Genomic DNA, 17931 nt, shown 5'->3' with positions numbered 1-17931 from the left:
TCAGGTTCCGGGGTTGCCCAGGGGCAGGTAGAAGCGGATGCGGGTGCCCCCTCCGTCGGCGGCGGTCATGGTCATTTCGCCGCCCATCTGTTCCACGGTGGCATGCGACAGCGCCAGGCCTACGCCCAGCCCTCCCGGCTTGCCGCTGTTGAACAGGCTGGTCGCCGGCAGCAGGGTCTGGTCGGGGTCGAAGCCCCGCCCGTAGTCCCGCACTTCGCCGCGCAGCGCGCCATAGCCGTATTCCAGATGCAGGTCCACGCGGGGTTCCTCGGCGGCTTCGCCGGCGTCCGCCGCGTTGTTCAACAGGGCCTGCAGCAAATGAGCGATGGCCGGGTCCACCCGCAGGCTGGTGGGCAGGACGCCCGAGCGCTGCAGGTCGATGGTCGGCCGGATCAGGCGCCATTGCCCCACCACGCGGACCAGGTCCACGGCAGTTGGGACCGCCAGGTTGCGGATGCGTTCCCGGCACAGGGCCAGCAATTGGCCCAGCGTGGCGACGTCCGCGCGCAGGTCCTCGTCCCGGACCTCGGCGGCGATCTCGTCGGTCAGCAGGGTCATGGTGGCCAGCGGGGTGTTCAGTTCATGCGCCATGGCCGCCGCGTGGGTCGCCAGGGCGACGATGCCTTCGTTGCGGGTGAAGCGCTCGCGCAGGCGGGCCAGCTCGCGTTCGCGGGCGCGCAGGTCCGACGCCAGGCGGGTCGAGAACACCAGCACCACCACCACGGAAATCAGGAAGTTGGCGCCCAGGCCCCACAAGAGCAGATTGTGGGTGTCGGCGTCGCCGCGCAGGGGCTGGCCGAAGATGGCGGCGGCGGCGTAGCCCAGCACGCCGGCCAACGCCGCGGCCAGCGCCCAGTTGCGCGGCAGCGCCAGGGCCGCCAGCGCGGTCAGGATCAGGAACATCGTGCCGAACGGATTGCTGATGCCGCCGCTCCAGCCCACCATCCAGGCGAGCACCGCCATGTCGACGAACAAATGGCCGAAGGCGGTGGCGTGGGACAGGTCGCGGGGGTGGCGCAGGCGCAGGCTGGCGTAGACGTTGAAGCCGATCAGCAGGCCCACGCCCACCCACAGCGGTTCCAGCGGCAGGTCCAGGCCCAGCACGCTGCTGGCCAGCAGGATGGTGGCGGCTTGGCCCGCGATGGCGAGCCAGCGCAGGCTGCAAAGGGTACGCAGGAAGGAAAAGGCGGAACTACCGGGCATATCCAGACACAGAGGCGCCGGCCAATCTGCCGGCAGTTACGGGCGCCCGGCGGCGCGGAACGCTGACATCCGGCGCGGCGGGAGTGGCCGGCAGCCGCCTGGCCTGGAGAAGCGCGGGCGGGGATGTGCTGGCATTGTATGGCGAATCAGGGGGAGGCGCAGGCGGGCGGGTATTTAGTTTGTCCCCATTTAAAGTCCGCCCGTCCTTATCTATCTATTAGTGGCCGTGGCCGGCGGCCGGCGCGGACGCCGTGTTCAGCGGCCGGGCCACCGCGTCCACGGGCACGCGTCGCTGCCGCCGCGCGGCGTCTTCCACGATGAGCGTGAGCTGCACGTGGTCGCCGGGCGTGATCTGCCCGGCCAGGTCGATCAGCATGACGTGGTAGCCGCCGGGCTTGAGCTCGACCGCCTGGCCGGCGGGCAGGTCGACGCCCGCCACCTGGCGCATTTTCATGACGTTGTCCTGCATGGCCATTTCATGCACCTCCACGTGCTTGGCCGCCTGCGACTCCACGCCGACCAGCCGGCCTGGCGCGGCCGAGGTCAGGCGCATGAACACGCCCGTGGCGTGCTGGTTGGGAACGGTGGCGCGCACCCAGGCGTCTTGCACCGACAGTCCGGCGTCCTGGGCCAGGGCGGCGTGGTTGAATCCGGCCAGCGCGCAGAGGGCGAAGGCGGCGGCCAGGGGCTTGATCGCGATTTTTTTCATGATGGTTTCCTAGGGAGTCAAAGCACGGTGCGCAGGTCTTGCGCGCATTCCTGCGCGCTTTGCTGGTGGCGCAGCGCCAGGCGCAGCTTGCCCTCGGCGTCGATGATGTAGGTCAGCGCCGTGTGGTCCATGGTGTAGGAGGAACCCGTGGGGACCTTCTGATAGAACACCTTGAAGGACTGGGCGGCGGCGCGGGTCTGCTCCGCGGTGCCGCGCAGGCCGACAAAGCCCGGATCGAAGGCCTGGGTGTAGGCGCGCAGGATCTCCGGCGTGTCGCGCTCGGGGTCCACGGTAATGAACAGGACCTTCAGCTTTTCGGCGTCCGCGCCCAGCAGGCCCTTGATCTCGATGGCGCGGGTCAGCGCCGTCGGGCAGATGTCCGGGCATTGCGTGAAGCCGAAGAACAGCATGACCGGCTGGCCGCGGTAGTCGGCCAGCCGGCGCTCCCGGCCGTCGGTGTCTTGCAGCTGGAAGTCGCCCGTCGGCATGTCCGATAGGTCCATACCTATGAGTTTCGGGGCGTCGGGGCCGCAGCCGGCCAGGGCCAGCAGGGCGAGGGAGGACAGCAGCAGGCGCCGCCGCGGATCGGGCGCGGCGGCGCGCGTCGCGCCGGCGGGCGCGCGCAGGAAGGGGGAATGCATGAAAACCTCTGGGATTGACGTGTCGGCAAGGCGCGCGGCAACGCCGCGCGGTCGGGCGGAGTCAGGCCAGGGAGGGTGGGGCTCGCGAACCCAGCGGCGGGCCTTGGGCGGGCTGCGGGGGCAGGGCGCGATAAACGGGCGGCAGCGTTGTGCGCCGGCCAGCCGAGACGAGGATGGGCGCCAGCGCGGGCGCGGGGGCGGGCGCAACGTGCGCGAGCAGGCCGAAGGGACATTGCGCGCCGGTGTCGGCGGCATCGTGCCCGGCCTTGCCGCCGCCCTCGGGCGACAGCGCGACGCTCAGTGTGGACAGGTCGCCGGCGGCGGAGCAGAACGTGACTTCCAGCCGGCCGTCGTGCAGCGCGCGGGCATCGGGCATGTAGCCCGCCGGGACCAGCGCGCGCAGCGCCAGGGCCAAAAGCGCCAGCCACAGCACGCCGCGGGCGCGCAGGGCGCGTCTGGCGTGAAGGAGGCGGGTCAGGCTCGGCATGCGGGCATTCTATGCCAAGCCCGGCCCTCAGTCGTCCGTATCCAGCCTGCGTACCAGGGCAATGTAGCGGCGCTGCGCCTGGTCGGCAGGCAATCCGGACAGCATCCGCCAGGCCGCATGCCGCACCTGCGCCAGCGCGTCGGCATCGGCGCCGGGCGCGGGCGGGGCGTCGCCATGGCGCGCCTGCTGCTCGTAGGCATGCAGGCGCAGGCTCACGGCGGCGGACGGCGGCTGCGCCAGCGCCCGCAGCGCGATGGCGGCGGCTTCGAAGGCGTCGGGCAGGGCGTGCGCGGCGATGGCCAGCGTGGCCTCGTCCATCGCGTCGCCCTCGGGTTCCCTGCCGTTGGCGGCGGCCAGCCGGCGCCACATCGCATCTTCGCGCTCGGGCTCGTCCGCCCGGGCGTTGACCTTGGCGATGGCATTGTTGCGCAGGCGCAGCGTATGGGTGGCGGCGCCGTCGTGGACACGGGCGCCGTCCTGCACCTGAAAGCGCAGCGGCAGCGCCACGGCGCGGCCCGCCAGCGCGGGCTGGCCCACGCTGCTGACCGTGAAGGTATTGCGCGAATAGTCCATCAGGCGCGAGAACAGGTCGATCAGCGCGCCGCGGCCTTCATAGACGCCGCTGACGGGGTTGTCGCCTTCCTCGTGCCAGACCACGTCCTCGGCGAACAGCGGGAACAGCGTTTCGAACTCGCCGGCCAGGAGCGAATCGCGATAGGCGCCGAGGATGCGTTCGATATCGGCCGCGCCCATGGGGGCGGCGCGGCCGGCGGCGCGCGGGGATTGCGCGGCGGCCGGGTCGCGGTCCATGAACTGCAGGACATTGGCGGCGACCCGGTCGCGGTCGTTGTCCACGCAGATCATGTGGTAGCTATTGTCCAGCAGCACGAGCTGGCTGCCGGCGATCGCGTCATGCAGAAAGCGCGCCGAGCGCACCGAGGTGAGCTCGTCCTCGTGGGCATGGACGATCAGCGTGGGGCAGGCGATGCGGTCCAGGCCCTGCATGACGAAGCCGCGCAGCCGGTCGACCTCGCGCACGCAGGCCAGCGGCACCCAGCGGTAATGGAAGTTCTCGCCGCGCTCGAACTTGGCCTTGACGATGGACCTGACCAGCTCGTTCTTGATGCCGTAGGGCTCTTCCTCTTCGACTCGCATGCGCGCGGCCAGCCCGGGAATGCGGTAGACCAGCTTGCGCAGGCCTCGATACCACGGGGTGCTCCAGCCGTCGATGAACACCGGCGCGGCCAGCGAGACGAGCTTGCCCTTCTGGTGCCCCACCCGCTTGCAGAGCTCCACCGCAAGCAGCGCGCCCAGGCACATGCCCATGACGTGCAGGGTGTCGTGGCGGGCGGCCACCTCGCGGTACTTCTCGGTCACCGCGTCCAGCCATGCCTCCGCGCGCACGCCCAGCAGGTCTTCCGGCGTGGTGCCGTGCCCGGGCAGCGTCAGGCTGTGCGTTTCGATGCCGGCGCGCTTCAAGACCTTGTGCATGGACCCCAGGTCGTACTGGGTGCCGCCCAGGCCGTGGATCAGCAGGGCGCCGGTACCGGCGTCGGCGTGGGCTGCGCTATCCGGCATCGGCGGGCTCGTGCTCGATCTCGCCCAGGCGCCACATGCCCGCCACCACGGCGACGCTGCCGTCGAAGTCGGCCAGCGGCGACCCCCGGTCGCTGACCAGGCGCCAGCCGCCATCGGCATGCGCCACGCGGAACAGCAGCGGCGTGCGGTCCTGCGCGCCCGCGCGCCGCGCCGCCCAGTGCATCGTCAGGCGCGAACGGTCCTCGGGGTGGGCGCGCGCCAGCAGCGCATCCAGGTCGGCGACGGCGCCCGCGGGCACGCCGAACGCGTCCTGCAGGTCTCCGGCCAGCTCCAGCGTGCCGTCGTTGGGGTTGTAGCGGTACATCAGCTGGTGGCTGCCGGCCAGCGCCAGGTCGAAGCGGCCGCGCCATTGCTCTGCGTATTCAAGGGCTTGCGCGCGCGCGCCGCGCAAAGTGTTGACCAGCAGGAGCAGCAGCGCCGTCACCACCAGGTAGACCTGGGTGGCCAGCAGCACATGCCAGGGGTCGCTGGCTTCGACAAAGGGGCCTTCGCCCTGCGCGCTTTGATACAGGGCCATCAACGCCAGTGTCGCCATCGCCAGCGTGCCGCCCGGCGCTCCCCATACCAGCGCGATCAGCACGGCGAACACCAGCGGCAGGTAGGTGAGTTCGAACGACACCACATAGGGCAGGTTTGCGATCATCTCGCCGTCAAAGGTCATGAAGGTGGAGGCGATCATCAGCGCATAGGCCGCGGCGCCCAGCGCCAGGTCCCGCAAGCCGGGGCCGCCGGAGCGCCGCGGGCGGAACCGCGCCCACCCCGTCAGCGCCGGGGCCAGGATCAGCACGCCCGCCAGGTAGGCCGTCACCCAGGTGCGCAGCCGGACCAGGGCATGGGCGTCCTGCGTCAGCCACAGCCAGCCCCCGCCCAGCAGCGCGCTGCTGGCGGCGCCGACCGCCGCGCCCGCCAGCAGGGCCGCCACGAAACCCAGGCCGTCGGCGCGCGGCGACAGGCGCTGCACCGTCCAGGCGGCCAACAGGGAAGACAGGCTGCCCGTGACCGCGAGCACGACCGCGGTGGCGGGCTGCCCGCGCCAGACCAGGCTCAGGATCAGTTGGGCGCAGAAGAAGCCCAGCAGCAGCAGCGGCCAGTCGCGGCGCGGCGACAGCAGGTAGGCGCCGACGGCCACCCCCGGGGGCAGCCAGACGAAGAACGCGTGGCTGACCGGATCGTTGAGCAGATGCGAGAACACGCCGCACAGCAGATACGGAATGGCCCACAGCAGGCATAGCGGATTTCTGGTGGACGTGCCGGTCATTGCCATGTCGGTCCTTGCTGATGCATTGATTCGCGACGAAAGCGCTTCGCCTCAATCAGCGGGTTATACACGGCCAGGGCGCCGTTGCGAAGCATCCGCGCCGCGCCGCGGCCTCAAAATCTTGGTACCCTTGAACGCACCCAGTTCCGACACCCCACTTTCAGTGCCCCAGGTTTCAGTGCATTCCCTGTCCGTTCCGACCTTGCCCGTTTCCGCCATGTCTACCGGCCCGACCCGGGCGGGGCCGTACGCCCGCCTGTGGATGGGCGCGTTGATGGCGGCGCTGCTTGTGCTGTTGTCCGCTTGCGGCACCACCAAGGTCCAGCCCGGCTACTACCGCGTCCAGTCGGGCGACACGCTGACCCAGATCGCGCGCAAGGAAGGCACGAGCGTGAGCGACCTGGTCCGCTGGAACAAGCTGTCCAATTCCAATGCGATCGAGGTTGGCCAGGTGCTGCGGGTCGAGCCGCCCGCCGGCCAGGCGCGCACGTCCACGCCCAGCAAGGCCGGCAGCAAGCGGCAGGCCTCGACCCGGCCGGCCACCACGCAGGGCAAGCGGCGCACCGCCCCGCCGGGCGCGATCTCGCTGGTGTGGCCCGCCCAGGGCAAGGTCACGCGCGGCTATGACGGTTCGCGTTCGAACGGCATCGTGATCAGCAATTCCTCGGGCACGCCGGTCGTGGCCGCCGCGCCGGGCACGGTGGCCTATTCCGGCAGCGGCCTGCGCGGCTATGGCCATCTGGTGATCGTGAAGCACAACGCCAGTTTCCTCAGCATCTACGCCCACAACAGCAAGCTGCTGGTCAAGGAAGGGCAGCGCGTGAGCCAGGGGCAGAAGATCGCCGAGATGGGCAACAGCGACAGCAAGCAGGTGGGCCTGTATTTCGAGCTGCGCTACGACGGCCAGGCGGTCGACCCGGCAGGGTCCTTGCCGTCGAAGTAGCCTCAAGTCGGTGTCTGACACCTGCCTCGGGTGTCTGACACCAGGAAACCAGGGAGCCGCCGCTACAGCGTGGCTTCCTGCGTCAGGGTCGAGATGAAGGCGGCGGTGCGCGGGTCGGCGGGCTGGGTGAATACCGTCCGGGAATCGCCGGCCTCGACCACGACGCCGTCCAGCAGGAACACCACTTCGCGCGACACGCTGGCAGCCAGGCGCAGGTCGTGCGTGGCCATCAGCATGGTCATGCCTTCGGCGGCAAGCTGGCGCAGCACGTCCACCACCTCGGCCGCCAGGCCGGGGTCCAGCGCGGAGGTAGGTTCGTCGCACAGCAACACGCGCGGCGCGGGAGCCAGCGCGCGGGCAATCGCCACGCGCTGCTGCTGCCCGCCAGACAGGTTGGCGGGCCAGGCGTCCGCCTTTTCCAGCATGCCGACCTTGCGCAGCAGCTCTTCGGCGCGCGCGCGGGCGCGGTCGGCGGGCCACTTCTGCACGGTCAGCAGGCCTTCCATGACATTGCCCATGACCGTCTGGTGCGGAAACAGCTGGAAGTTCTGGAACACCATGCCGGTCTGCTTGCGCACGCGCTGGACCTGGTCGCGGGCCAGCTTGCGGCCGGGCTGGAACTCGACCGTCTCCGGCCCGATTTCGAGCGTGCCGCGGTCGGGGACTTCCAGCAGGTTCACGCAGCGCAGCAAGGTGCTCTTGCCGCTGCCGGACGGGCCGATCAGGGCGGTGACGCTGCCTTCGGCGATCCGCACATCCACCTGCTTGAGCACGGGATTGCCGCCGAATGCCTTTTCGATCTTTTCCAGGCGGATCATCGGGTCTTCTCGGTAAACACGGCATGCTGGCCGAAGCGCCGCTCCAGGCGCACCTGGGCCGCGGACAGGACGGAACTGAACACCAGGTAGATCAGCGCGGCCTCGGTGTAGAGGATCAGCGGCTCATAGGTGACCGCGGCGATGCGCTGCGCGGCCTGGAAGATCTCGGGCACGGTCAGCACCGCCGCCAGCGAGGTGTCCTTGACCAGCGCGATGAACGAATTGGACAGCGGCGGCACCGCCACGCGCGCCGCCTGCGGCAGGATGGTGCGGCGCAGGGCCTGGCCGCGCGTCATGCTGAGCGAATAGGCCGCTTCCCATTGGCCCTTGGTGATGGACTCGATGGCGCCGCGGATGACTTCGGAGTTGTAGGCGCCCACGTTCAGCGTGAAGCCGATCAGCGCGGCGGGCAGCGGATCCAGCACGATGCCCACGCTGGGCAGGCCGTAGAAGATCACGAAGAGCTGCACCAGCAGGGGCGTGCCGCGGATGAGCCAGACATAGAAGCGCACCACCGCCACCAGCGGGGCCGGGCCGAACAGCCGGATCAGCGCCACCACGAAGGCGAGCGCCAGGCCCAGCGCAAAGGACATCAGCGTCAGCGGCACCGTGAATACCAGCCCCGCATGCAGCAGGGGCCAGAACGAGTCCGCCATGAGCTGCACCCAGGCCGGCACCGCCCATTCGCCTATTTTCGCCAGCAGCCAGTCGGGCAGGACGGTTTGCAGCCAGGTAGGCAGCGTCATGTGCGCTCCAGTCGCTTATTGCGCCGACAGGTCCGTGCCGAAGTACTTGACCGAGATGGTCTTGTAGGTGCCGTCCGCCTTGATGTCGGCCAGCGCCTTGTTGATGGCGGCCTGCAGTTCGGGGTTGCCCTTGCGGATCAGCACGCCGGAATTGCTGAATTCGGCCGTCTTGTCGGTGGCCGCGATCTTCACGCGGGCGTTCGGCTTTTGCTTCTTGAAGTCCAGGAACGACAGGTTGTCGTTCACGGTGGCCTCGACCCGGCCGGACGTGAGCAGGTCGATGGCTTCGTTGAAGCCCTGCACGGCGACCACTTCCGCGCCATGGCTTTGCGCCAGCTTGCCGAAGTTGCTGGTCAGCGTGTTGGCGGACTTCTTGCCCTTCAGGTCGGCGAAGGACTTGATGCTGGTGTTGTCGTCGCGCACGATCAGCACGGCGGCCGACGAGATGTACGGGTCGGAAAAGTCGTATTTGGCGCGGCGCGCGTCGGTGATGCCGACCTGGTTGATGACGGCGTCGTAGCGCTTGGCGTCCAGGCCGGCGATCAGGCCGTCCCATTTGCCTTCGACGAATTGGGCCTTCACGCCCAGGCGCTCGGCGATGGCGCGGCCGATGTCCACGTCAAACCCGGTAAGCTGGCCGGATGCGTCGTGGAAGGTGAAGGGGGCGTAGGTGCCTTCGGTGCCGATCTTGAACACGCCGGCGGATTTGATCTGGTCCAGGCCCGACTGGGCGTGGGCGGCGGACAGGGCGGCGACTTGCACCAGGCCGGCGATGAAAAGCGTACGGAAGAGTTTCATGGCAATGCTCCACGGATAAGCGATATCACTGTGGAGAGCATGTGGGCCTGCAATGCCCTCCGGCGTAGCCGCACTCTAACAACGGGCCTATTTTTCCACAAAGCATAAGGAATAGTAAAAATATAGCCGCAAGTCATATGGCTCAGCGCCCTGGCGCGGTCGGTCCGGGGATCATCCAGGCGGTACCTTGATGGAGACGGGTGTGGAACAGCAATGGAACAGGCGTGCGTTCATGATGGTGGCCGCGGGCGCGGCGGCGGCGGGCGCGATGCCCGCCCAGGGCGCCAACGGCTTGCGGGCGATGCCGGGCGGGGGCGGGATCACCGACGTGGCGGGCCTGCGCGTGGGCCACTACACCGATACGCGCCGCCCCACCGGGTGCACGGTCATCATTGCCGAGGACGGCGCCACGGGCGGGGTCGATGTCCGCGGCGCGGCGCCCGGCACCCGCGAAACCGACCTGCTCAATCCCGTGAACATGGTGGAAAAAGTGCATGCCGTCGTGCTGTCGGGCGGCAGCGCGTTCGGCCTGGACGCCGCGAGCGGCGTCATGCGCTATCTGGAAGAAAGGAAGATCGGCTTCGACGTCGGCGTGGCGCACGTGCCCATCGTGCCCTCGGCGATCCTGTTCGACCTGGGCGTGGGCGACGCGTCCATCAGGCCGGATGCCGCCGCGGGCTACCAGGCCTGCAAGTCGGCCACCACCGGCACGCCGGAGGAAGGCAACGTGGGCGCTGGGGCGGGCGCCACGGTCGGCAAGCTGTATGGCCCCAAGCGCGCCATGAAGGGCGGCATCGGCAGCGCATCGCTCACGGTGGCGGGCGTGACGGTCGGCGCCATCGTGGCGGTCAACGCGGTCGGCGACGTGCTGGACCCGTCCACCGGGCGCATCCTGGCCGGGGCGCGCACTCCGGACGGCAAAATGCTGCTCGACACCCGCGCCGCCATCCTGGCCGGGGACCTGCCCAAGTCCATGCGCGAGGGCACCGCCACCACCATCGGCGTCGTCGCCACGGACGCGAAGCTGACCAAGGCGCAGGCCCAGAAGATCGCCGGCATGGCCCATGACGGCCTGGCCCGTACGATCAACCCTATCCACACCATGCTCGACGGCGATACGATCTTCGCATTGGGCACGGGCGCCTCGGGCAAGCCCGCCAACGTGATGCTGCTGGGCGTGATGGCGGCCGAAGCCATGGCCATCGCGGTGCAGCGCGCCATCCTGGCGGCGCGCGCGGTGCAGGGCTATCCGGCCGCTGTGGACTTCATCGCCTGACGCGCCGGCCGCCGGCTGACCCGGCGCTGTCACACAAGCGGGCCATCATGGCAGACGCCGGCGCGTAGCCGGGGCGGGAGCGCGTATGCAGGAAGGCGAACGATTCAACGGCGTGACGCATCTGGCCGGCCTGGCGATGGCGGTGCTGGCGTCCGGCGCATTGATCACGCGCGCCGCCGAACTGCAGGTGGCGACGCGGCAGATCGTCGGCTGCGCCGTGTTCGCCGCGTCGATGATCGCCGTGTATGCCTCGTCGGCCCTGTTCCACTGCAGCCGGGGGCGCCGCAAGGCCCTGTGGGCCAAGGCCGACCACTGCGCCATCTACCTGCTGATCGCAGGCACCTACACGCCGCTGGCGTTCGGGCCGGTGGACCACGGCTGGGGCGCCGCCATGGGGGTGGCGATCTGGCTGCTGGCATTCGCCGGCATCGGCCGCGAGCTGTGGTGGGCGCGCGGGGCCGCGCCGGCCCTGCCGCTGTACCTGGCCATGGGCTGGCTGGGCGTGATGTTCGCCGCGCCGATCGCGGGCGCCTTGTCCACGGCCGGACTGAGCTGGCTGCTGGCCGGGGCCGCCATCTACACCGCCGGCACGCTGTTCTACGTGAACGACAAGCGCTGGCGCCACGCGCACGGCATCTGGCACCTGTTCGTCATGGCCGGCACGGCCTGCCACTTCGTCACGGTGTTCGGCTTCCTGCAGCACGCGGCGGCCTGAGCCGCTAGCGCCAGCTTGCCAGCGGCAGCATGCCGCCCCGGTTCTTCACTTTGCGCATGACGATATGCGAGCACAGGTCGCGCACGCCGGGCAGCTTGCTGAGCTTGTCCTCGACGAATTGCGAGAACGCCGTCAGGTTGCGCGTGCGCACCGTCAGGATGTAGTTGGACGCGCCGGTCACGATGCTGGCTTCGGTGATCTCGTCGTGCAGGGCGATGCCGGCCAGGAATTCCTCGTGCCAGCCGGCCCGCGACTGGTCCAGCGACACGTGGACGATAGCCTCCAGCTCAAAGCCCAGCTTTTCGGCGTCCAGCACCGCCCGGTAGTTCTGGATCAGTCCGCTTTCTTCCAGCGCGCGCACCCGCCGCAGGCATGCCGAAGGCGACAGCGCCACCTGCTCGGCCAGGTCCTGATTGCTCAGGTGGCCGTTTTCCTGCAGGCGGCAAAGAATGCGGCGGTCTATGGCGTCGATCTGCATGGCTGCAATCCAATTCTAAAAAAATGATATCCATGCAATTTAATGCGGAAATCCAGGGTAAGTCACGCCTGCTTTTGCAATTTATCGGCCTGGCCACGCTGATAGTATGTACGCAGGATATTGCCTGAAGGAACTGATCATGAACACCCGCGAAGCCTGCGTGAACGCCGACCGCCAGGACCCCCTGGCCGCCCTGAAAGACCGCTTCGACCTCCCGCCCGGCGTGCTCTACATGGACGGCAATTCATTGGGCGTGATGCCCAAGACCGCCGCCGCCCGCGCCGCCGGCGTGATCACCCAGGAATGGGCCACGGGCCTGATCCGGAGCTGGAACACGGCGGGCTGGTTCGAGCTGCCGGCGCGCCTGGGCGACAAGCTGGGCAGCCTGCTGGGCGCGCGCGAGGGCGAACTGGTCATCACCGACACCACGTCCCTGAACATCTTCAAGGCGCTGGCCGCCGCGCTGCGCATCCAGCAGCAGAAGCAGCCGGCCCGCCGCGTCATCCTGTCCGAGCGCGACAACTTTCCCACGGACCTCTACATGATCCAGGGCATGATCGACCTGCTGCAGCAGGGCTACGAGATGCGCCTGATCGACGACGACCTGCCGCTGGACAAGGCGCTGGACGACTCCGTCGCCGTGATGCTGCTGTCGCACGTGAACTACCGCAGCGGCCAGATGCACGACATGGCCGCCGTGACCGCGACGGCGCACGAACGCGGCGCGCTGGCCATCTGGGACTTGGCGCACGCGGCGGGCGCGGTGCCGGTGGACCTGAACGGGGCCGACGCCGATTTCGCCGTGGGCTGCACCTATAAGTATCTGAATGGCGGCCCCGGATCGCCCGCCTTCATCTGGGTGGCGCCGCGCCACACCCAGGACTTCTGGCAGCCGCTGTCCGGCTGGTGGGGCCACACGCGGCCCTTCGACATGGCCGTGGCCTACGAGCCCGCGGGCGGCATCCGCCGCTACCTGTGCGGCACCCAGCCTATCGTGTCGCTGTCGCTGGTCGAATGCGGCCTGGACGTGGCGCATGCCGCCGACATGGCCGACGTGCGCAAGAAGTCGCTGGCGCTGGGCGACCTGTTCATCGCGCTGGTCGAATCGCGCTGCGCGGACCATCCCCTGACGCTCGTGACGCCGCGCAGCCACGCGGAGCGCGGCAGCCACGTGAGCTTTCGCCATCCCAACGGTTTCGAGGTGATGCAGGCGCTGATCGCGCGCGGCGTGATCGGCGACTACCGCGAACCCGAGGTGCTGCGCTTTGGCCTGACGCCGCTGTACTTCGGCTACGCCGACGTCTGGGACGCCGTCGATATCCTGAAGGACGTGCTGGACAGCCGAGCCTGGGACAAGCCCGAGTTCAGGCACCGGTCCGCCGTGACCTGACGCCGGACAGGCGTTGCCTTATCGCGCAGGCCATACGAGCCTTACATCCATCAAGAGAGCGCAGCACAGGGAGGAGACAATGCAACAACAGAAGGGGTTCGGCGAGATCGCCGAACGCGAGCAGGGGCTCAAGCGGCGCCTGACCTCAGGCCAGATGAGCATGATCGCCATCGGCGGGGCCATCGGCACGGGGCTGTTCCTGGGCAGCAAGTTCGCCATCGGGTTCGCGGGGCCCAGCGTGCTGATCAGCTACGCCATCGGCGGGCTGATCACGCTGCTGCTGATGGCCTGCCTGGCGGAAATGACCGTGGCGCATTCCACCTCGGGCTCGTTCGGCGCGTATGCCGAGCACTACATCGGCCCGCTGGCGGGCTTCCTGGTGCGGTACGCCTATTGGTCCTGCGTGGTGCTGGCGGTCGGCACCGAGGTCACGGCGATCGCCGAGTACATGCGGTTCTGGTTTCCCGGCGTGCCGGGCTGGCAATGGGTGTGCGTGTTCTCGGCCGCGCTGATCCTCATCAATGCGATGAGCGTCAAGGCCTTCGGCACGATCGAATACTGGTTCTCGACCATCAAGATCAGCGCCATCGTGGCCTTCATCATCCTGGGCGCCTATGTGGTCTGGGGCAATCCGCAGTACGGCGCGGCGCTGTACACCTCGCGCGGCGGCTTCTTCCCGAACGGCGTGTGGGGCATGTGGATCGCGGTGGTGATCTCGATCTTCAGCTACCTGAGCGTGGAGATGATCGCGGTGGCGGCGGGCGAGGCCGAGGATCCGGAACGCGCGGTCAAGCAGGCGTTTCGCGCCACCATCGTCCGGCTGGTCGTTTTCTACCTGCTGACGCTGGCGCTGATCCTGGCCATCGTGCCGTGGGACGAAGCGGGCAAGGGAGGCAGCCCGTTCGTCAAAGTGATGCAGGCGCTGGAGATCCCGGGCGCGGCGGGCGTCATCAACTTCATCGTGCTGGTGGCCGCGCTGTCGGCCATGAACAGCCAGCTATACATCACGACGCGCATGATGTTCAGCCTGTCGCGCGCGGGCCATGCGCCGTCGGCGTTCGGCCGGCTGAACCGCAGCGGCACGCCGCTGAATGCCTTGCTGCTGTCCACCAGCGGAATCGCCATCGCCACGGTCCTGAACGTGCTGTATCCCGAGACCGCGTTCACACTGATGATGGCCATCTCGATGTTCGGCGCGCTGTTCACCTGGATGATGATCTTCGTGACGCACTATTTCTTCCGCCGCCGCTGGGCGCGGGAAGGCGGGGCGCGGCTGTCGTTCCGGATGCCGGGCTTTCCGGTGCTGACCCTGCTGGGCGCGGCGGCGATGCTGGCCATCCTGGCCACTACGTACTTCACCAGCGTCTTCCGGATGACGCTGGTGTTCGGCGTGCCGTTCCTGCTTATCCTGGCGGGGCTGTATTTCTTGCTGTTCAGGAAGCGCGGTGTAGCCGTGGCCCTGAACGCGCGAGAACAACGCACCTGAACGGGTCCTAGCGCGCCTGCCCGCCGGCGCACTGCCGGATCGCGGCCAGCATCGCGCGGGCGCGCGCCGGCAGGGAACGCGACGCGTACACCGCGTGCATCTGCGGCGCGGCGCCTTGCGCCGAGGTCACCGTGTAGGCGGGACACACGCGCACCAGCGCGCCGCGCTCGATCTGCGGCTGGGCGGCCCAGTCCGCCAGACGGGCGATGCCCATGCCTTGCAGGACCATTGCCATCAGGCCGCTGCCGCTGCTGACGCGCACGGCCGGCTTGGCGCGCAGCCGGACGATGCGCTTGTCCTGGCGCAGATGCCAGTCCTTCAGCACGCGCGGACCGGTGTGCATGAGCAGGCGATGCGCCATCAATTCCTCGGGCTCCTGCGGCAGGCCCATGCGCGCCACGTAGTCGGGGCTGGCGCACAGCAGCCGGTCATAGGGCCACAGGCGGGCGCCCAGCAGGTCGCTGGAAGCCGGAAAACCGCCGCGCACCGCAAAGTCCAGGCTCTCTTCTATCGGGTCCACCCACTTGTCGGTATAGAGGATGTCGATGCTGACGCCCGGATGCTCGTCCGCGTAGCGGCGCAGCACCGCGGGCAGCAACGCCACGCCCAGCAGGTCGGGCGCCGAAAAGCGCAGGCGGCCCTGGGCGCCGCCCTGCGCGCCTTGCAGATCGTCGCGGGCCTGTTCCTCCAGCCGCAGCAGCTCGCGGGCGGACTGGAAATAGCTTTCGCCCTGCGGGGTCAGCACCACGCTGCTCTTGCTGCGCAAGAGCAGCTGCGCGCCCACCTGCCGCTCCAGCGATTGCACGGCGCGCGTGACGGCGCTGGGCGAGGCGCCCAGGGCGCGCGCGGCCGCCACGAAGCTCTGGCGTTCGGCGACGGCGCAGAACACCTGGTACTCCCACAGCGCGCCACGTTCCATGCGGAATCTCCATTGCGTTTACCGCAACATGATATTGCAACGACGGGCGGGGCGGCCCGCGTAGACTGGGCGTTTCCCCGATTTTTTCACTACGCACCATGCCCAACCCCCATTACCTGGACCCCCTGACCGGCGCCCGTTACCCGCTCGACGACCCGCGCTGGTGTTCCGACGCGCAAACGCCGCTGATGATCTCGCCGCTGCGCGGGATTTCGCGCGACGACATCGATACCCGCGCGCGCTCGATATGGCGCTACCGCGCCGCCTTGCCGCGCGACATCGCCCGTCCCGTGTCGATGGGCGAGGGCGGCACGCCGATGGTGGAGCGCGCCTGGGGCGGCTTGCGGCCGCACTTCAAGCTGGAATGGTTCAACCCCACGTGCAGCTTCAAGGACCGCGGCGCGGCCGTCATGCTGTCGTGGCTGCGCCAGATCGGCATCCCGGCGGTGGCCGAGGACAGCTCGGGCAACGGCGGCGCGGCGATCGCCGCGTTCGGAGCGGCGGCGGGCATGGGCGTCGCCATTTTTGCGCCCGCCTACACGTCCACCGCCAAGGTGGCGCAGATCCGGGCTTTCGGCGCGGACGTGCGCCTGGTGGAAGGCCCGCGCGAGAATTCGCAGACCGAGGCCATCCGCGCGTCGAAAGACATCTTCTATGCCAGCCACAACTGGCAGCCGTTCTTCTTGCAGGGCACCAAGTCCATCGCCTACGAGATGTGGGAAGACTTCGGTTTCCAGGAGCCCGACAACGTGGTGATCCCGGCGGGCGCCGGCAGCAATGTGCTGGGATGCGCGATCGGATTCGCCGAACTGCTGGCCGCCGGGCAGATCAGCCGCCTGCCCAGGCTGTTCGTGGCGCAGCCGCTGAACTGTTCGCCGGTGGACGCCAGTTTTCAGGCGGGCGTGGAGGAACTGGTTCCCCGCGAGGTGCTGCCCACCGTCGCCGAAGGCACGGCCATCAAGCACCCCGTGCGCCTGCGCGAGGTCTTGCAGGCAGTGCGCGCCAGCGGCGGCCAGACCGTCGCGGTGCCCGAGGCCGACATCGTGGCGGCGGTAAGGAAGCTGGCCGCGTCCGGCCTTTATGCGGAGCCCACCAGCGCCACGGCTGCCGCCGCGCTGGACGTGCTGGAGGCGCGCCGCGCGATCAAGTCAGGCGAACGCACCGTGGTGCTGCTGACCGGCACCGGCATCAAGTCCACGCAGTTCATGACGGACCTGTTTTCGGCGCCGGCCTGAGCCGGGGCGTCAGGCCGCGGCGGCGGCTGAAAAGCCGCCACGGCTCGTAATTTCCGGTTCCTTTCTTCGGTGCAAGGGGCGGACCCGATCAGCTCCGCGTCCCCCAGGGCCCTGCCGCCGTCAACGGATCGGACAGACGTGTGGCGCCGCCACACCCAAAGAGGAAGTTTCGGGGACGCTTTAAGAAATTTCTGATTTTTCTATTCCCTATTCCTAGGCAGCATGCTGGCCTGAATCTTCTGGATCGCCGCTGGAATCTCCAGCGAGCCCAGCCCTGCGGTAAGGAATAGGTCCGATGAACGAACTCCCAGGCGCCCAGCAGTGGCTGCGGCAAGTGGTACGCGCGCTTCCAAGCATCGACTGGCCGGCATTGCAGCAAGGGCCGCGCCCCTGGCTTTGCCTGAACGGCGCGCATAGCGAAGCGCTGGAAAGCGAGGTGCGCGCCTTCACCAAGAGATTCGACTACCGGTGGGTGTGGCGCGATACAGCCATGGAATATGGCGCGCCGGGATACAGGCAAGGGCCGTTGATCGTTCCGCTTGATGAGCCGCTGTTCGTCCATGCCCTGGACCATTGGCTCCCGCAGCAGGCCGGCCTGGTTTTGCTGGGGCCGGACGACGCCGACACGCTGGCCGGCCATTTGAAGGGCCTGCATCAACTGGTCGGGCCCGATGGCCAGCCGGTTTCCTTCAGCTTGCACGCCGTGCGGCAGCTTGAAGAGCTTTGTGAAGGGCTGGGGCCTAGTCGCATGGCGGAGATCTTCGGCCCGATGGAGCGCCTTATCTGGTACGCCGGCGACAAACGAGAAGGGGAGTGGTTGACCGCCCAGAACCCACGCGCGAGCGACGGCGGTGAAGAGCTTGGCGGCTCTCCGGTATTGACGGTAGTGGACGAAGAGGCGCTGGATCAAGCGAGCTATGCATGGTTCATGCGTGACGTCGAGCGTGAATTCAACCGGCGGTTTCCAGAGTACGCCAACGCCGAAAGCCAGCCGCTGCTGGTCGCGCATATGGCGACGTTTGCGCACGAGGCGCAACACCAGCTGGCGTTTTCCACCGAGCGCGACATACGCCACTACATGGCGCTCAGATTCCAGTACCCGCAAGATTTCTTTGCCAAGGACACCGATTTAAAGGCCATTTTGGTCCGGCGGGAGGTCGCGGGCAGGCAGCGCCTGCTTGATGCGGAGTCGCGGCTGGCGGAACTTGCAGGCTTGACGCCGTAAAGCAA

The 17931-nt window shown here is 68.5% G+C and carries 18 protein-coding genes; 7 read left to right on the top strand and 11 right to left on the bottom strand.

Features of this window, described 5'->3' with window-relative positions; all coding sequences use genetic code 11:
- From ACFWP0_RS27725 to ACFWP0_RS27700, 6 genes are all read right to left on the bottom strand, one after another.
- Positions 1–1203: an ATP-binding protein gene (locus tag ACFWP0_RS27725; protein WP_377847722.1), complete on the bottom strand. Its 1203-nt coding sequence runs from the start codon at positions 1201–1203 to the stop codon at positions 1–3.
- Positions 1204–1420: 217 nt separating this feature from the next.
- Positions 1421–1912, bottom strand: coding sequence for a copper chaperone PCu(A)C (locus tag ACFWP0_RS27720; protein WP_377847720.1), 492 nt, complete (start codon positions 1910–1912; stop codon positions 1421–1423).
- Between the two features lie 17 nt (positions 1913–1929).
- The gene (locus ACFWP0_RS27715) at positions 1930–2553 is read right to left on the bottom strand and encodes an SCO family protein (protein WP_377847719.1); all 624 of its coding nucleotides are present in this window, start codon (positions 2551–2553) and stop codon (positions 1930–1932) included.
- A 61-nt stretch (positions 2554–2614) separates the two neighbouring features.
- Positions 2615–3040: a DUF2946 family protein gene (locus ACFWP0_RS27710; RefSeq protein ID WP_377847717.1), complete on the bottom strand. Its 426-nt coding sequence runs from the start codon at positions 3038–3040 to the stop codon at positions 2615–2617.
- Between the two features lie 27 nt (positions 3041–3067).
- Complete coding sequence (locus tag ACFWP0_RS27705; protein ID WP_377847715.1) at positions 3068–4618, bottom strand: acyl-CoA-binding protein; 1551 nt, start codon at positions 4616–4618, stop codon at positions 3068–3070.
- A complete protein-coding gene (locus ACFWP0_RS27700; protein WP_377847713.1) occupies positions 4608–5897 on the bottom strand; it encodes an MASE1 domain-containing protein in 1290 nt (429 codons plus the stop codon). The genes ACFWP0_RS27705 and ACFWP0_RS27700 overlap by 11 nt, the downstream gene beginning before the upstream one ends.
- Positions 5898–6114: 217 nt before the next feature.
- Between ACFWP0_RS27700 and ACFWP0_RS27695 the strand changes: the two genes are divergently transcribed.
- On the top strand, positions 6115–6840 hold the full coding sequence (locus ACFWP0_RS27695; protein WP_377847711.1) for a peptidoglycan DD-metalloendopeptidase family protein: 726 nt from the start codon (positions 6115–6117) through the stop codon (positions 6838–6840).
- A 62-nt stretch (positions 6841–6902) separates the two neighbouring features.
- Here the strand turns inward: ACFWP0_RS27695 and ACFWP0_RS27690 are convergent, their stop codons facing one another.
- The 3 genes from ACFWP0_RS27690 to ACFWP0_RS27680 form a co-directional block, all read right to left on the bottom strand.
- Entirely contained in the window at positions 6903–7658 is a 756-nt protein-coding gene (locus ACFWP0_RS27690; protein WP_377847709.1) for an amino acid ABC transporter ATP-binding protein, read from the bottom strand.
- A complete protein-coding gene (locus ACFWP0_RS27685) occupies positions 7655–8335 on the bottom strand; it encodes an ABC transporter permease subunit (protein WP_171667223.1) in 681 nt (226 codons plus the stop codon). Before ACFWP0_RS27685 ends, ACFWP0_RS27690 begins: the two co-directional genes overlap by 4 nt.
- Before the next feature lie 84 nt (positions 8336–8419).
- Positions 8420–9202, bottom strand: a complete 783-nt coding sequence (locus ACFWP0_RS27680) for an amino acid ABC transporter substrate-binding protein (RefSeq protein WP_377847707.1) — start codon at positions 9200–9202, stop codon at positions 8420–8422.
- 190 nt (positions 9203–9392) lie between these two features.
- Here ACFWP0_RS27680 and ACFWP0_RS27675 point away from each other — a divergent pair, with 190 nt between their 5' ends.
- Positions 9393–10478, top strand: a complete 1086-nt coding sequence (locus ACFWP0_RS27675) for a P1 family peptidase (protein ID WP_377847745.1) — start codon at positions 9393–9395, stop codon at positions 10476–10478.
- A gap of 85 nt (positions 10479–10563) precedes the next feature.
- Complete coding sequence (locus tag ACFWP0_RS27670) at positions 10564–11193, top strand: hemolysin III family protein (RefSeq protein ID WP_377847705.1); 630 nt, start codon at positions 10564–10566, stop codon at positions 11191–11193.
- A 4-nt stretch (positions 11194–11197) separates the two neighbouring features.
- Here ACFWP0_RS27670 and ACFWP0_RS27665 read toward each other — a convergent pair whose 3' ends face one another.
- Positions 11198–11671 (bottom strand): Lrp/AsnC family transcriptional regulator, encoded by a 474-nt coding sequence (locus ACFWP0_RS27665; RefSeq protein ID WP_377847704.1) that lies wholly within the window; start codon positions 11669–11671, stop codon positions 11198–11200.
- Positions 11672–11810: 139 nt separating this feature from the next.
- On the opposite strand from ACFWP0_RS27665, the gene kynU reads away from it, so the two are divergent.
- Together kynU and ACFWP0_RS27655 are read left to right on the top strand one after the other, a co-directional pair.
- Positions 11811–13061, top strand: coding sequence for a kynureninase (gene kynU, locus ACFWP0_RS27660; protein WP_377847702.1), 1251 nt, complete (start codon positions 11811–11813; stop codon positions 13059–13061).
- Positions 13062–13140: 79 nt separating this feature from the next.
- Complete coding sequence (locus ACFWP0_RS27655) at positions 13141–14547, top strand: amino acid permease (RefSeq protein ID WP_377847700.1); 1407 nt, start codon at positions 13141–13143, stop codon at positions 14545–14547.
- Between the two features lie 7 nt (positions 14548–14554).
- On the opposite strand, the gene ACFWP0_RS27650 is transcribed toward ACFWP0_RS27655, so the two are convergent.
- Positions 14555–15466, bottom strand: a complete 912-nt coding sequence (locus ACFWP0_RS27650) for a LysR family transcriptional regulator (protein ID WP_377847699.1) — start codon at positions 15464–15466, stop codon at positions 14555–14557.
- 98 nt (positions 15467–15564) lie between these two features.
- Between ACFWP0_RS27650 and ACFWP0_RS27645 the strand changes: the two genes are divergently transcribed.
- Together ACFWP0_RS27645 and ACFWP0_RS27640 are read left to right on the top strand one after the other, a co-directional pair.
- On the top strand, positions 15565–16701 hold the full coding sequence (locus tag ACFWP0_RS27645) for a pyridoxal-phosphate dependent enzyme (RefSeq protein WP_377847697.1): 1137 nt from the start codon (positions 15565–15567) through the stop codon (positions 16699–16701).
- 295 nt (positions 16702–16996) lie between these two features.
- Positions 16997–17926 carry a DUF4123 domain-containing protein gene (locus ACFWP0_RS27640; RefSeq protein WP_377847695.1) on the top strand — a complete coding sequence of 310 codons (930 nt, stop codon included), beginning with the start codon at positions 16997–16999 and terminating at the stop codon, positions 17924–17926.
- The last annotated feature ends 5 nt before the right edge of the window (positions 17927–17931 follow it).

The sequence above is a fragment of the Achromobacter sp. NPDC058515 genome (genome assembly GCF_042721735.1).
Lineage (GTDB): Bacteria > Pseudomonadota > Gammaproteobacteria > Burkholderiales > Burkholderiaceae_B > Achromobacter.
This window is presented reverse-complemented; position numbering and strand designations above follow the sequence as displayed.